The sequence below is a fragment of the Rhizobium sp. 3T7 genome, assembly GCF_020166565.1.
In the GTDB taxonomy this organism is placed as follows: domain Bacteria; phylum Pseudomonadota; class Alphaproteobacteria; order Rhizobiales; family Rhizobiaceae; genus Rhizobium.
Window position 1 is genome coordinate 13,254 of the sequence record NZ_JAIQXS010000027.1, and the last position, 13,504, is coordinate 26,757.

Consider the following 13,504-nt stretch of genomic DNA (forward strand, 5'->3'; position numbering starts at 1 on the left):
GCCGCTCGCCGAACCGTCCGGTCGTAGAAGAAATAGTAGACCGGTGCGGTCTCGAACGCCCGTAGCATCACGTAATATCTATCGAGCGTCGCGCGGCTCGACAGGCAGTCCGGATTTTAGAGATTAAGGGTGGTCGTCCGCGACAGGGTGCGTTCCCTGCCTCAGGTGCCAACTGCCGGGGAAGTCATCGTCATCGCGATTGAAGAGTAGTTTGACCAGCTTGCCGGCGGCGGCTAGGTCCTCCCGGATACTGCGGCCTTCGGCACGCGCACAATGCGGAAACGCAGGGCCACCGCGGACGTAGGTCCAGTCCCTTCCGGGCCGTCACGCGTAAGTTCGCGTATGTTACGTCTCCATCCTAAGTAGCTGTAATACAATACTTCAATCTGCTTGACGCGAGTATGACAGCGGGGGGCGGCATGACGTCGGGAGAAAGCAATTCGACACACTTGTCCGCCCTGGAGATTGCCGAGGCGCAGTTTCCGGCCCAGGCCGCGAGGGTAAGGCAGCTTTTCCAAATGAACGAAACCTTCCGCAGCATGTGCGAAGATCTCGCTGCCGCCGCCGAGACTTTGGCGCATGTGGAGCGTCTTCCGGACAATGTCAGAGAAACCCGACGGCAGGAGTATGCGAGCCTCGTCGATGCGCTCGTCGCTGAAATCGGCGAGGCGCTGTCCCAATCGAAAGTCGTCATGCTCAGGCGGTCGGGCGAGGCAAGGCCCAAGCCGCGGTGAGTACTCATCCGTACCATTTTTTGCAAGGAGGTCGGCGCATGATGAAAGCAGGATCCCTCAGGTTGCTGGCGGGGCTCTCTGCCTTGGCAATCATTTCCATGCATCCGGGACCACCCGCATATTCACAGACCGCGACCCCCACCCCGAAGCCTGCGTCGGCAGAGACGACGGAGCCGACTGGGCCGGAAACGGATCTTCTCTCCGAGGATGAACTCGAAGTCCTTGTCGCCCGCATCGCGCTCTATCCGGATGAACTGGTGGCCGCGATCTCGGCAGCGTCCTTGTTTCCCCTGCAAATCGTCGAGGCAGCGCGCTTTCTGGAGGCCAAGAAAAAAGATGCCAATCTCAAGCCGAAGGACGACTGGGATGGAAGCGTTATATCGCTTCTGAATTATCCTGACATCGTCAAGATGATGAGTGAGGATCTCGATTGGACGCAGTCGCTGGGTGACGCGCTAACCAACCAGCAAAAGGACGTGCTGATCGCCATCCAGCAGCTTCGCGACGAAGCCGTGGCGAAGAACATCATCAAGACGGACGACAAGGTCACTGTTGTCACGGAAAATGAGAACGTCGTCATCCGACCGACCGATCCGGAGAAGGTGTATATTCCGCAGTACCCTCCTGAGATGCTGTACGAACCGGGCTATGCGGTCGAGCCGATCTCCTACTATCCCGACTATTACGACAACTACTATTATCCAGGGGCCGGGTTCTTCGCGGCGGCGGTGACGGGCGTCGCGTGGGCTGCCATCGTCAATTGGGACGATTGGGGCGTTTGGGGCGGCAACTGGGACGGCGACCTCGATATCGATTGCAACAACTGCTTCAACGACCGGAACTTTAACGGCAAGGTCAAGTGGAACGACATCGACTGGACCAAGGTGGACCGGAGCAAGCTGAGCATCGGAAAGGATCAGCTTGCCAATATCGACCGCTCGGCGATCAAGTCCAGCCTGCAGTCCGACAATCGCAACCAACTCAAGAACAAGGTCAGCGATCGGCAGGCAAGCCGTGGACAGGGAACCAGAAACGTCAGCGCCCGCGCCGACGACATCCGCAAGGGCACGGTGGAGGGCCTGAAGGCAAATCCGAGATCGAGGGCAGGAGATGCTGCCGCTAACCGGCCGGGTGCGTCGCGTCCGGACGCCCGCCCGGGCAACGTGGCCAATCGCGCGGATGCCCGTCCAGGGAATGCAGCCAACCGACCGGGTAGTGCTGCCGACCGTCCATCAAAGCCGGCAGCCAAGAAGAAGCCAACTGCACCGAAGATGGCGGCGCGTGCCGATAACCGTCCGCGCCAGCCCAGCGCCCTCGGCAATGTGCAGTCCGGGCGACGTGAGGCGGTGGCTTCCAAGCGAGGCGGACAGAGTATGGGAGGCGGGCAACGCGGTGGCCCACGTCCCTCCGTCCAACGCTCGCGCCCAATGCCGCAGGGAGGCGGTGGCCGCGGTGGTGGTCGCGGTGGCGGCGGTCGTGGTGGCGGTCGGCGATAGGGTGTCCAGCTATTCAGATTTCCGGAGATAAACCATGAGACCACAGTTGAAATTGATCCCGCTGTTGCTCGGAACGGCTCTCTCCCTGGCGTGGGCAGCCCCATCGATGTCGCAGACCCAAACGGATCTCCAGGAATTCCAGGCTGGTACGCCGCCGTCATTCGATGACCCTTCGGCGGCGCTTGAACGGCTCAAGACCGTGCTGAGCGCCAATGATGTTGATGGCTTGGCAAGCCTACTCGGTCTGAACGCTGTCAAGCTGCGGTCCAGCAGCGAGGCGATGATAAGCTACGGACTGATCCGCGAGGGTGCCGGGCGGCAATTGCAATTGCAGGACCTCGACGATCGCAAGGTGATCCTGGTGGGAGATGTCCTGTGGCCGCTGCCTTTCCCCCTGTCCAAAAACAAGGACGGAAAATGGGCATTCGACACGGAAGTCGGGCTGCAGGAGATCGTCAACCGCAGGGTCGGTCAAAACGAGCTTGCAACGATCCAGACCATGCATGACTACGTGAATGCCCAGTACCAGTATGCTCAAATCGACGAGGACGAGGATGGTGTCTACGAGTTCGCTCAGCGGCTGATCAGCAGTCCCGGCAAGCGGGATGGCTTGTATTGGGAGCCCGGTTTGTTCGATGAGGAGAGCCCGGCCGGGCATCTGATAGAGACTGCGGCTTTCGGCAAGGCCAAGCGCGGTGAAGGATACTACGGATATCGCTACCGCATCTTGACCGCCCAGGGGTCCAACGTCATTGGCGGCAAGCAGAGCTACATCGTCAATGGCAACATGACGGGCGGATTTGCCTTGATCGCGTGGCCGGTGACGTATCGCGTGACGGGGGTTCAGACGTTCATCGTCAACGGCGCGAATATTGTTTATCAGCGGGATCTGGGACCCGAAACAGAGCAGCGGGTGTCAACAATCAAGGAATTTAATCCGGACGATAACTGGACGATCGTGCGCGACTAGCGCTCAACAACCCGCACAACAACGGATGTGCCGCGTGTCAACGCGCGGCCTTTAATAAGCCTGGAGCATCGCTGTGCGCCGGTGATTTTCCTGCCAGCTCGGCGAGGGTAAGGATACTCGCCGTCCCTCGAACCGTTCATGACAAACCTCCCGGGCATGCCGGGTGTCCATCCGCTATCAGGTACCTTTCCGACCCTTATTCGACGGGTGGCTCCCAGGTCAGGAAGAAGCCGACGTCGCCGGGAATACCGCCGGGGAAATTGATGATCATCGCTTTCAGGCCGTAGCCCTGGGGTTTGGCGAGCGTTTCGAAGAGATCGTAGAGTTCCTTCGCCTTGCCCTGCAGGGTATTCTGCCAGCCGGGCAGGTTGTTGTTGATGGCTCGACCGCTGTCCGAGCAGAGGCTGGACGGGAAGCTGTAGACCATTGCCTCGTATTTTCCGTCCGCTGCGGCCTTCATCACGAGGCGCTTGATGACCGCGCGTTCTGTCTCGCCAATGTGCTTCTGAAAAAAATCCTCGATGAACTCAGAGTGTTTCGTCGCCTCGCGGGCCTTTATCTTTTCGTCGCGTTCCATTTCCGCGAGCTGGAGTTCAAGTGCACGCTTGCGCAGATCTTCGGCGCTGGTCATCGACTGAGGGGTTTCGCTTGCAGTCATCGCCATTTCCTCCAAAGTTTTCCAAAGGATAGGGTGAGTACGGCCGTTAAGGCAGTAAAATACGCGTCGGATGGGGTAGCATACGGTATGCTACGTCGCGACCTATTGGCTGCCGATCATGCCATCGGCAGGAGGGATCGCGATGCCGGAGGCGCGCAGGCCGTCTAGGAAGCGCTCCTGGTCGATCGCGCGGCGGAGACGCAATGCTACTTCCTTGCGGATGTTCTCCATAAGCACCGGGGCGTTCGTCTGGAGCCAGTCCTGCTCGCTACGCGCTTCATCAAGCTTGCCTAATGAGCCCAGGATGGCCAGTAGAACGAGATGGTGCATGGGATTGTATTTCAAGTCGGCCATGCGGGCCCAAAGCTCAGCTGCTTGATTGTCTCCCCTCATATAGGCACATAGCGCCATACCGACCTCGTAGTATCCTCTCGGGCCGGGATTTCTGCTGATGGCGCCGGAGATCAATTCGCAGCCTGTGTCCCACTTTCCGGACATTGCGAGACGGAAACCATATTCGCCCGCAACCTCCGTATCATTGGGGTTGATCGCATAGGCGGCAGCTCCTGCTCTCAGCGCAGCGTCCACGTCGTTGCTGAAGAAGCTGGCGAGCATCAGCGCCTGCAATGCCCGCGCGTTCTGGGGGTCAAGATCCACCGCCCGTTTGGCTGCGTCTGCCGCGAGCTCCAGCGGTCGTGACGAAGACTGGGCTCTGAGCTGGTATTGGAACCTCACCTCATCGAGATAGATCAGCGATAGCAAAGCCCAATAGGTAGAATTGGTTGGAAGCCGTCTGATTGCTTCCTTCAGACAATCTCTTACCGCCGTATGCATCTGCGGATCGAGTTCGGCTCGATATGCGTAGTATGACAGCGTACATGTATAAGCTTCCCAATCGCCGCTGTCCGGCTTGGCGATTTTGCTGACATTAGGCTGAAAGGCGATACCGTATGGTTGGGCAATGGTCGTGGCAATGCGCTGCGCAACGTCGGTCTCCACCTCAAGCAGGTTGCGCTCGCCGAGGTCCGCATCATAGTCGTCCGCCCAGATGACGGCACCGTCCGCGTGGCGGATCAGCCGCGCGATCAGCCGCATTTTATCCGCTTCGAGCCGGACGCTTCCCTGCAGTGCAAACCATGGTCCTTCCGCCGCCTGAAGTTCCTGCTGTGTTCGGGGGGCGATCACGACGATCTCCTTGAACTTCGTGAGTTGCCCAACAATTTCGTCTGTCAGGCCTTGTGCGATGTCTACCGAGGCAGCCTTGCCAGGAACGTTCTGGAATGGCTCGACCATGATCCTGGGCTGAGTGCCGTTGCTTGAAACAGCAGATGAGGACAGGGGCCGCGGAGAGGTAACGGAAAGCCGCGGCGCATCAAGGAAACCAAAGATCCCAATAATTGCCGCAGACACTGCTATGCCATACCAGATCCAGCGTCGGTAGCGTGTAGGAGGGGACCGCGTAGGGGCCGGTGCTGGTTTTGTCGGATCCCGTTCAGGAGGCAGGCTCGGGGTCGATACCGCATGAACAGCAGCCCCGCAGGCGCCTTCGGCGTAGTCGAAGGATGGTACATATCCGCCTTTGGGTATCGTAACGACGATGTTGTCCGCGTGACCGGCGACCAGATAGTAGCGTTCGAGCGCCCTGCGGATCCGGCCTGCCTCGATCCTGACGACCGGATCATTCTGAGCGTCGAAGGATGTGTCTCGCGCGAAGACCTCTTGTGCAATTGTGTATGCCTTCAGGTAGTCTGCACGACCCGAAAGGGTCTCCTCGACAATGAATTCGAGAAATCGCCGACCCCGGTCGGGGGCGTGAAACTCGCCACTGGAAAGGATGCGCTCGATTTGATCACGTATTTCATTGATCGTGGGATTGGCAGCCCCATCCCTGCTTGCTCGGGAACTTTGCATTGCAGGCGCCCTCAGACTGTTCCGTTGCTCAGTCTTGTATGCGTATCCAATTATATATTAAATCTCCTAACTCAAGTGGTTGCAATATAAATCGTTGGTCTACTCTAAGAGGCCGGCTTTTTGATTTGCGGCGCAAAGGTTTCCATGAGTAAACCTAGGTGGGGCCACGGGTCACCGAGGAAGCGCAGCACTAGCCGCCGGTGCGTCGCGGGTGGCATCCGCTGGCGGCGTAAAGATTCAACTGCCCAAGGATAGCCACTGGCGGTTATGGGTATTCTTGTGCAGGGTTTCAGTCGATATCCGATGTCTTGGTAATGAATCCCCGCGGTTGGCGAGGCGGGAAATGTTGTTTGGCGTGCTTGGAACATTTAGCACGGTCGCAGGTTGCTTCCCTAAATAGGAGCGAAGCGATGCTGATTCTTGAAGAAATTCTCCTCGTTTCTGCCGATCGGGTCGCGTGCTGTCGCGGTCAGCTCGAATTGGATCTCGGGCAAATGATCGATGAGCTCGAGCGTTCGGGATTCTCGCGCAAAGAAATATTGGTCGCTCTCAGCGAAATGATCAGCGAAGAATTCTCGGCCCTTCCAGACATGCCGAGATTCCACTGATCGCAGCTGCCCCGCCCGTACGATATGGTCGGAAGTCGCTCATTGCGCTATGACATCGTAATGAGCGAGACGTTCCTGATCACCGGCCCGGACAATCCATCAGCCACCATCATGCTTGCCCACGGTGCCGGCGCGCCGATGGACTCGAAATCCATGACAGCTGCCGCAGACGCACTTGCCGCGGCCGGGTTCCGTGTTGCGCGTTTTGAGTTCGCTTACATGGCTGCACGCCGCACGTCCGATGCGCGAAAGCCACCACCGAAGGCCGAGGCTCTAATCCCCGAATATAGGGAGGCGGTAAAGGCACTCGCGAGTTCGGGTCCGTTCATTATCGGTGGCAAATCCATGGGTGGACGAGTGGCAAGCATGGTGGCGGACGAGCTCCACGAACAGGGGACGATCCGTGGATTGTTGTGCCTTGGCTACCCCTTTCATCCACCCGGCAAGCCGCAACAGTTGCGCACGGCGCATCTGGCGAACCTGCGCACGCCGACGCTTATCTGCCAGGGAACGCGCGACGAATTCGGCACGCGTGAAGAGGTGACGACCTATCCGCTTTCTTCCGCAATATCAGTCTTTTGGCTCGAGGATGGCGACCACGATCTTGCGCCGCGGAAGAAGATTTCCGGTTTCGCTGTCGCTGATCATCTCGCCACAATGGCTGCGCGCGCCAAGGCTTGGGCAGACGAGAACTGCCTCCGGTAGGCGCAGCCGGGAACGTCAACTCGACTTGACGGATGTGAAAGCTTTATGCATCTTCGCGTGCAAAGTGTGACGTGCATATCTACGATCCTATATCGCATGTTTGGGGGACAGGCATGGCGAAGCGCGTAGCATATTCAGGGCTCTTTTCATCCGTCTTCGCCGCAACGCTTGCGATGAGCAGCGCTGCCTTTTCCGCCGACCTCGTGATCGCGATGCCGAACTGGCCTTCCGGACAGGCGACGGCGAATATCCTCAAGGTCGGCATCGCCAAGGAGTTCGGGCTCAATGCCGATGTGCAGGAGCTTGGAACGCTGCTTGCTTTCAACGGCCTGGAGAAAGGCACAGTCGACATCCATCCGGAGGTCTGGCAGCCCAACCTCGAAGATGTCATCAAGCGGTTCGTTACGGAAAAGGGCGTCGTCGTTCTCGCCAAGCATGGAGTGCCGGCTTGGCAGGGCATCTGCACGACGCCGGCTGCCGCGGAGAAGGGCCTGAAGACGATCGCGGATCTCAGCGATCCGGAAAAGACGAAGGTTCTCGATACCGATGGTGACGGCAAAGGCGAGATGTGGCTCGGCGCGCCCACATGGTCTTCGACAGGGATCGAGCGGGTCCGGGCGAATACCTACGGCTATGCGAAAAACCTGACGCTGGTCGAGTCGGAAGAGGAAGTCGCGATGGCCGGGCTGGACATTGCCATTGCGACGAACCAGCCGCTGGTCTTTGCCTGCTACGCGCCACATTTCATCTTCGACCTGCACAAGATCGTCCGCCTAGCCGAGCCTCCGCATGATGCCAGCAAGTGGAGGCTTGTCGGTCCCAACGATCCGCTCTGGATCACCAAGTCCTCAGCATCGACGGCCTGGGACGCGGCCAATTTCCGCATTGGATATGCGGCGGCTTTCGAGAAGAAGCACCCGGAAATCGCCGCGTTCCTGGAAAAGGTCGATCTGTCGCCAGAGGAAGCGACGGCGATGAGCTATGCGCTCGAAGTCGAGCGTATACCGCCACTCGACTACGCGACAAAATGGGTCGCCGACAACGCAAAGCGCGTAGATGGGTGGGCTAGCAAATGACGGCAAGCAATAGACTTCCGGCGAAGGTGAGAGAGGTCGGACGTGTACGTAAGGTGACCTTGGCCTTGATCGCGGTCGCCGTGTGTGTCGGCCCGCTTGCTGCCTGGGCGCAGACCCAGATCTACGATTCGAAGACGCACACCTGGGTCGACTACGACAAGAAGAAGGCGCGCCAGTACTACGCGCGCAACAATCAACCGCCGGAAGCATTCCGGAGACAGCCCGTTCCCTTCCGCACGGCCGAGCCGCCGGGAACAATCATCATCGATGGCAACCAGCATTTCCTCTATCTCGTCCAGCCTGGCGGCCAGGCTATCCGCTACGGCATCGGCGTCGGACGCGAAGGCTTCGGATGGGCCGGGATCGTGCGCGTCGGCCGGACCGCGGAGTGGCCGACCTGGACGCCGCCGGCCGAGATGGTGGCGCGCGACCCGAACGCGGCAAAGTGGAAGGACGGAATGCCGGGCGGGCCGGAAAATCCGCTGGGTGCCAGGGCGCTCTATCTCTACGAAGGCGACCAGGACACGATCTATCGTATCCACGGGACCGCAGAACCTTGGACCATCGGTCTCGACGTCTCTTCCGGCTGCATCCGCATGAACAATGACGACATCGTGGATCTCGAGTCGCGGATCAAGATCGGCGCCAAGGTGATCGTGCTGATGCAGGGTGCGGCGCTCTACAAGGGTGTCTGACAATGGGCCCGGCACATCGCCGGAGATGGTGTAAATTATGCTAGTCGGGGGACAGGATTTTGGGGCAGAACATCGTGAGGGGAATTTCAATCGGCCGCGCAATAACGGCAATAACAAGCGCGGCGCTCCTTGGCGCCTGCACGCCGCCGACGCCGCCAGCGCCTGAAAGCATGGCACGCACCACGCTGCAGACCGCCCCGGCGGATCTGCAGCTGCTTTGCGCCAATTCGGCGGCTGGAGTTGCCGGTCCGAACGCCAAGGTATTGCCGACCGCTTCCCGCCAGTTGCCTGACGGCACCTTTGGCGTCGACCTCGATGCCGGTGGCAAGAAGTTCTCGTGCATCGTCGACAACAACGGCACGGTGCGATCGGTGCAACCGGCATAGTCCAGATACACGGCACGCCCTGCCAGAAGGATTGGGCGTGCCTGCAATATGCTCAAACGGCCGTCAGTTCGACCTTGATGTCCGGGAAGCGGCGGCTGCTTACCTGCACGCTGATTGCGCCCGTCAGTCCGATCGCTTGCAACCAGAAACCGGCCGTGCCGCCCTGCAGCGGAACCGATACTGGACCGACAATCTTTGCCGGCCCGTCGACGTGCAGGGTGACATTGTCATTTATGAAGGGCAGGCGCTGGCCCTGTTGATCAAGCGCGCGGATGATGACGCGGGTCGCGTCGCGCTCGCGCGCCTTCAGCGTCGTGCTGTCGGCAACGACCTGCAGCGTCGTCGGCAGCGGGTCGGCGACAAGCGTCAATCTGGCGACAGCTTCGCCGTCAATGTAGCCGGTGAATTCGCCGTCGATCCATTCAAGACCCCAAGTGCCAAGCTCGTCCGGCGTGAAATGACGGTGGTCGAGAACGACGGGCGGGTGCGGCAGGTGCGGGTAGTTCTCGCGGTCGGGACCGATCCGCTTGGTCACTGAGCCGTAGCGCAGCTCGACCTCGTCGCAGTTGGTCAGGACGATCAGTGGCAGCACGCCGCCGATGTTGCGCTCACCGCGGGCCCAGAACGTGACCGGCTTCATAACGATCTCTTCGGAAGGATCGCATTGGCTCGCGTAGACATAGGCCGCAAACTTCGGCTCGCGGAACATGTCCATGACGCCGTGGTAGCAGATCCGGTCGCCGGAGCCGAAGTCCTTGTGGGTGTTGTAGTCGAACATGCACCAGCCGATCGCACCCGCGATGTCAGGATCGCCGTAGGCGGCGTTCAGCACCTCGAGATGCCGGCGGACATGCTCGGCCTGCCGGGCTTCCTGGTCGTAGATCTTGGTGGGATACATGTGGCCACCAAACTCGGTGATCATGTACGGCACCTTGTACGACAGGCCGGTGGATTCCTGCTGTGGGCGAAGCGCGGTGCGCGGACGGTTGTTGCCGGGCAGTTCCTCGTTGCCGAGGATGAAGTCGTTCATCGTGTAGACGTCTTCGAGCAGCTCGCTGTCTGTTATGTAGCGGACGCCGCCTGTCGGGCGCGTCGGATCGAGTTCACGGGCAAGCCGGTTGGTCTCGACATAGAAGTCATGACTGTCCTGCGACTCGTTGATGCGAACGCCCCAGATGATGATCGAGGGGTGGTTCCAGTCGCGTTCGATCATCCGCCGGACGTTGCGGATCGATTCCTGCTGCCACTCCTCGTTGCCGATATGCTGCCAGCCTGGAATTTCCTCGAAAACCAAGAGGCCGATGCGATCGCACCGGTCGAGGAACCACTTCGATTGCGGATAATGCGACGTGCGGACGATATTGCACTTCAGCACCGACTTCATGATGTCGGCATCGCGCTCCTGGGCCGATCTCCCTGCGGCATAGCCGACATAGGGGAATGCCTGGTGACGATTGAGGCCGCGCAGCTTCAACGATCGGCCGTTGAGCATAAAGCCTTCGGGCGTGAATTCCGCGGTGCGGAAGCCGAAATGCGACGAGACGCGGTCGGAGCCATGGCTTGTCTTCAATTCGACGGTCAATTCGTAAAGCGCAGGATTGGCGGTATCCCAGAGGGAAATTCCGGTGAGGCTACCGAAGGAGAGGGTCAGGTCTTCACCGGTCGTCTCCGCGGAAGCCGTGGCAAGCAGGCGTCCGTCGGCATCCTTCAGCGACGCGGATACCGAGCCCAGGAACGCAAGCTGCTGCGGATTGGCAAGATCGACGCGCACACTTGCCGACTTTTCCTCTGCCAGCACGTTGTGGGTTTCGATCTTCAGGTTGCCAACCGAGATCGGGTCCGTGACCTTCAGCCAGACGTCACGGTAGATGCCGGCATAGGTCAGGTAGTCGATGCGGCCGCCGAAGGGCGGAATCGCTGGATTCTCGCGACCGTCGATTTTTACGGTGATCAGATTGTCGCCCACGGCCAACCGGTCGGTGAGGCGTGCTTCGAACGGCGTGTAGCCATCCTTGTGAGCGATGACCTCTTCGCCGTTCAGGTAGACGACGGCATCTGCCATGGCTGCGTCGAAGACGAGTGAGACCTCGCGGCCCTCAAACTCCGGCATCCAGCGCAGGATCTTCTGATACGTGAATGCCCGCTGATAGCTTTTCTCATCGAAGTAGTTGAACGGCAGTTCAACGGCCGTATGAGGCAGGCTGACGGTCGCCGTGCCATCGAAGTCCTCGAGCAGACGCCGGCCGAAACCCTCGTGAAAACTCCAGCTTTCGTTGAAAGAGACGACGGAACGCATCTCAAGCTCCCATGAAAAAGGCGTTGCGGATGGATTGGCGCCGGTTGCGGGCGCGTGAAAACTCGAACATCGGTGGTTCTTTCTGGATGGAATGCCCAGCCCCAGGTAGCGCTGCGGCGGCCTATGGGTACTGGGCGCCGTTGGTCGTGGTGTAGATCGAATACAGGGATTGCGTGGCGGTGATGAAGAGCCGGTTCTTTTTCACGCCGCCAAAGGCGATGTTGGAGACCGTCTGCGGCACCTTGATCTTGCCGAGCAGCGTGCCGTCGGGCGCTAAGCAGTGAACGCCGTCGGCTGCGCTGGTCCAGAGATTGCCGCTGACATCGAAACGGAAACCATCCGGCACGCCGCTGTCGATCGAGCAGAAATACCGGCTGTTCGTCAGCTTTCTGCCGTCGACCACGTCGAAAACGCGAATGTGACGCGGCACCTCATGATTGGAGGAACCGGAGTCGGCGATGTAGAGCTGCTTTTCATCGGGCGAGAAGGCAAGGCCGTTCGGTTGGATGAAATCGATAGCGACTGCTTCGATCTCGCCGGTCGGAGCGTCGATGCGGTAGACGTTACGGGTTTCCTGCTCCGGTTCCGCCTTGTGGCCTTCGTAGTCGGACATGATTCCGTAGCTCGGATCGGTGAACCAGATCGAGCCGTCCGATTTGACGACGACGTCGTTCGGAGAGTTCAGGCGCTTGCCCTTGTAGCTGTCGGCCAGCACCGTGATGCGGCCGTCAAACTCGGTGCGGGTGACGCGCCGGCCGCCGTGCTCGCAGGAAATCAACCGACCCTGGCGGTCGCGCGTGTTGCCGTTGACGTAGTGCGAGGGAGAGCGGAAAACCGAGACACTGCCGTCGGGCACCCAGCGCATCATCCGCTCGTTGGGAATGTCGCTCCAGAGCAGGCAATTCAGGTCGGAGAACCAGACCGGACCTTCGGCCCAGCGGCAGCCGCTGTAGAGTTCCTCCAGCCGGGCGCTGCCGGCGATCAGGCCGCGGAAACGGTCGTCACGGATGTCATAGAGCGCATCTTCCGACACAGGTCAGCTCCTCCCAAAGCGATATGAAGCTCTTCGTAAACGTAAACGGTGATGTGTTCCAGAGCCCGGCGCCGGCAAAAGCGTCGGGCTCTGCATTTTTTCAGAGGGCTGTGTCCGGATGCGGAGAGCCGTCATAAGCGCCCCAGATCGACTGGTCGAAGCAGATCATGGACCCGGTCATGAGGCCGGATTCCGCCGAGGAGAGATAGGCGCAGGCGCGTGCCACTTCCTCGGGATCCACGAGGCGGCCGAACGGCTGGCCGGCGGCTGCCTTTTCCAGCCAATCAGCAGGCGCGCCGTGAAATTCCCGCTGAATGCGATCCTCGCCCTCGGATGCCATCCAGCCGATGTTGAGGCCGTTGACGCGGATGCGGTTGCGCAGCAGTGCGTAGGCCGTGTTCTTCGTCAGGGTTTCCAGGGCACCCTTCGAGGCGCAATAGGCGGCAATGAAGGGCTGCCCTGCCTTGGCCGACATGGAGCCGATATTGACGATCGTGCCTTCGATCTTCTCGCGACGCATCACCTTCACCGTTTCCTGTATCAGGAAGAAGGGAGCGCGGACGTTGACGGCGAACATGGTGTCAAAGAGTTCCGGGCTGGTATCGAGGATGGTTCCGCGGTCGGTGATGGCGGCCGCATTCACGAGAGCATCGACGCGGCCGAACGTCTGGTCGCAGACATGAACGACGTGTCTGGCACCGTCGACCTGACCGAGATCCGCTTTGACGTAGACGACCTTGGCGCCGGTGGCGGCAGCGATCTCATCGGCTTTCGCCTTGCCCTTCTGCTCATTCCGGCCGCAGATGACGAGGCCCTTGGCGCCGCGCTCGGCAAAAAGGCGGGCGATCGTTGCCCCAAGGCCCTGCGTACCGCCGGTCACGATTGCGATTTTGCCGTCGAGGCGGCTGTGGTCTGTGGTCATGCACTCCCCCAAAT

General features: G+C 60.0%; 13 protein-coding genes. 8 read left to right on the forward strand and 5 right to left on the reverse strand.

Annotation, left to right across the window (positions count from 1 at the left end):
- Positions 1–419: 419 nt before the first annotated feature.
- Genes K9B32_RS25775 through K9B32_RS25785 form a run of 3 tightly spaced genes read left to right on the forward strand, consistent with a single transcriptional unit; the run spans position 420 to position 3,200 of the window.
- Positions 420–734 carry a hypothetical protein gene (locus tag K9B32_RS25775; protein WP_224567591.1) on the forward strand — a complete coding sequence of 105 codons (315 nt, stop codon included), beginning with the start codon at positions 420–422 and terminating at the stop codon, positions 732–734.
- A 41-nt stretch (positions 735–775) separates the two neighbouring features.
- Complete coding sequence (locus K9B32_RS25780) at positions 776–2,230, forward strand: DUF3300 domain-containing protein (protein WP_224567684.1); 1,455 nt, start codon at positions 776–778, stop codon at positions 2,228–2,230.
- Between the two features lie 34 nt (positions 2,231–2,264).
- Positions 2,265–3,200 (forward strand): DUF2950 domain-containing protein, encoded by a 936-nt coding sequence (locus K9B32_RS25785; protein WP_224567604.1) that lies wholly within the window; start codon positions 2,265–2,267, stop codon positions 3,198–3,200.
- A 196-nt stretch (positions 3,201–3,396) separates the two neighbouring features.
- Here K9B32_RS25785 and K9B32_RS25790 read toward each other — a convergent pair whose 3' ends face one another.
- Both K9B32_RS25790 and K9B32_RS25795 read right to left on the reverse strand, forming a co-directional pair.
- Positions 3,397–3,858 (reverse strand): hypothetical protein, encoded by a 462-nt coding sequence (locus K9B32_RS25790; protein ID WP_224567615.1) that lies wholly within the window; start codon positions 3,856–3,858, stop codon positions 3,397–3,399.
- Between the two features lie 102 nt (positions 3,859–3,960).
- The gene (locus K9B32_RS25795; RefSeq protein ID WP_224567617.1) at positions 3,961–5,769 is read right to left on the reverse strand and encodes a hypothetical protein; all 1,809 of its coding nucleotides are present in this window, start codon (positions 5,767–5,769) and stop codon (positions 3,961–3,963) included.
- 410 nt (positions 5,770–6,179) lie between these two features.
- Between K9B32_RS25795 and K9B32_RS25800 the strand changes: the two genes are divergently transcribed.
- The 5 genes from K9B32_RS25800 to K9B32_RS25820 all read left to right on the forward strand — a co-directional run bounded on the left by K9B32_RS25800 (position 6,180) and on the right by K9B32_RS25820 (position 9,239).
- Complete coding sequence (locus K9B32_RS25800; protein ID WP_007794020.1) at positions 6,180–6,377, forward strand: hypothetical protein; 198 nt, start codon at positions 6,180–6,182, stop codon at positions 6,375–6,377.
- Positions 6,378–6,437: 60 nt separating this feature from the next.
- Positions 6,438–7,082: an alpha/beta family hydrolase gene (locus K9B32_RS25805; RefSeq protein WP_224567619.1), complete on the forward strand. Its 645-nt coding sequence runs from the start codon at positions 6,438–6,440 to the stop codon at positions 7,080–7,082.
- A 173-nt stretch (positions 7,083–7,255) separates the two neighbouring features.
- Positions 7,256–8,158, forward strand: coding sequence for a glycine betaine ABC transporter substrate-binding protein (locus K9B32_RS25810; protein ID WP_411969752.1), 903 nt, complete (start codon positions 7,256–7,258; stop codon positions 8,156–8,158).
- Complete coding sequence (locus K9B32_RS25815; protein WP_224567623.1) at positions 8,155–8,853, forward strand: L,D-transpeptidase; 699 nt, start codon at positions 8,155–8,157, stop codon at positions 8,851–8,853. Before K9B32_RS25810 ends, K9B32_RS25815 begins: the two co-directional genes overlap by 4 nt.
- A 74-nt stretch (positions 8,854–8,927) precedes the next feature.
- A complete protein-coding gene (locus tag K9B32_RS25820) occupies positions 8,928–9,239 on the forward strand; it encodes a hypothetical protein (RefSeq protein ID WP_224567625.1) in 312 nt (103 codons plus the stop codon).
- 52 nt (positions 9,240–9,291) lie between these two features.
- On the opposite strand, the gene K9B32_RS25825 is transcribed toward K9B32_RS25820, so the two are convergent.
- The 3 genes from K9B32_RS25825 to K9B32_RS25835 form a co-directional block, all read right to left on the reverse strand.
- On the reverse strand, positions 9,292–11,697 hold the full coding sequence (locus tag K9B32_RS25825; RefSeq protein ID WP_318013370.1) for a glycoside hydrolase family 2 protein: 2,406 nt from the start codon (positions 11,695–11,697) through the stop codon (positions 9,292–9,294).
- Complete coding sequence (locus K9B32_RS25830) at positions 11,657–12,568, reverse strand: SMP-30/gluconolactonase/LRE family protein (protein WP_224567629.1); 912 nt, start codon at positions 12,566–12,568, stop codon at positions 11,657–11,659. Before K9B32_RS25830 ends, K9B32_RS25825 begins: the two co-directional genes overlap by 41 nt.
- A 100-nt stretch (positions 12,569–12,668) precedes the next feature.
- Positions 12,669–13,490 carry an SDR family oxidoreductase gene (locus K9B32_RS25835; protein ID WP_224567630.1) on the reverse strand — a complete coding sequence of 274 codons (822 nt, stop codon included), beginning with the start codon at positions 13,488–13,490 and terminating at the stop codon, positions 12,669–12,671.
- Positions 13,491–13,504 lie beyond the last annotated feature (14 nt).

Excerpts from the sequence above, each read along its gene's own strand:
- K9B32_RS25775 (WP_224567591.1), top strand. The coding sequence starts at position 420 with ATGACGTCGGGAGAAAGCAATTCGACACACTTGTCCGCCCTGGAGATT.
- K9B32_RS25780 (WP_224567684.1), top strand. The coding sequence starts at position 776 with ATGAAAGCAGGATCCCTCAGGTTGCTGGCGGGGCTCTCTGCCTTGGCA.
- K9B32_RS25785 (WP_224567604.1), top strand. The coding sequence starts at position 2,265 with ATGAGACCACAGTTGAAATTGATCCCGCTGTTGCTCGGAACGGCTCTC.
- K9B32_RS25790 (WP_224567615.1), bottom strand. The coding sequence starts at position 3,858 with ATGACTGCAAGCGAAACCCCTCAGTCGATGACCAGCGCCGAAGATCTG.
- K9B32_RS25795 (WP_224567617.1), bottom strand. The coding sequence starts at position 5,769 with ATGCAAAGTTCCCGAGCAAGCAGGGATGGGGCTGCCAATCCCACGATC.
- K9B32_RS25800 (WP_007794020.1), top strand. The coding sequence starts at position 6,180 with ATGCTGATTCTTGAAGAAATTCTCCTCGTTTCTGCCGATCGGGTCGCG.
- K9B32_RS25805 (WP_224567619.1), top strand. The coding sequence starts at position 6,438 with ATGAGCGAGACGTTCCTGATCACCGGCCCGGACAATCCATCAGCCACC.
- K9B32_RS25810 (WP_411969752.1), top strand. The coding sequence starts at position 7,256 with ATGAGCAGCGCTGCCTTTTCCGCCGACCTCGTGATCGCGATGCCGAAC.
- K9B32_RS25815 (WP_224567623.1), top strand. The coding sequence starts at position 8,155 with ATGACGGCAAGCAATAGACTTCCGGCGAAGGTGAGAGAGGTCGGACGT.
- K9B32_RS25835 (WP_224567630.1), bottom strand. The coding sequence starts at position 13,490 with ATGACCACAGACCACAGCCGCCTCGACGGCAAAATCGCAATCGTGACC.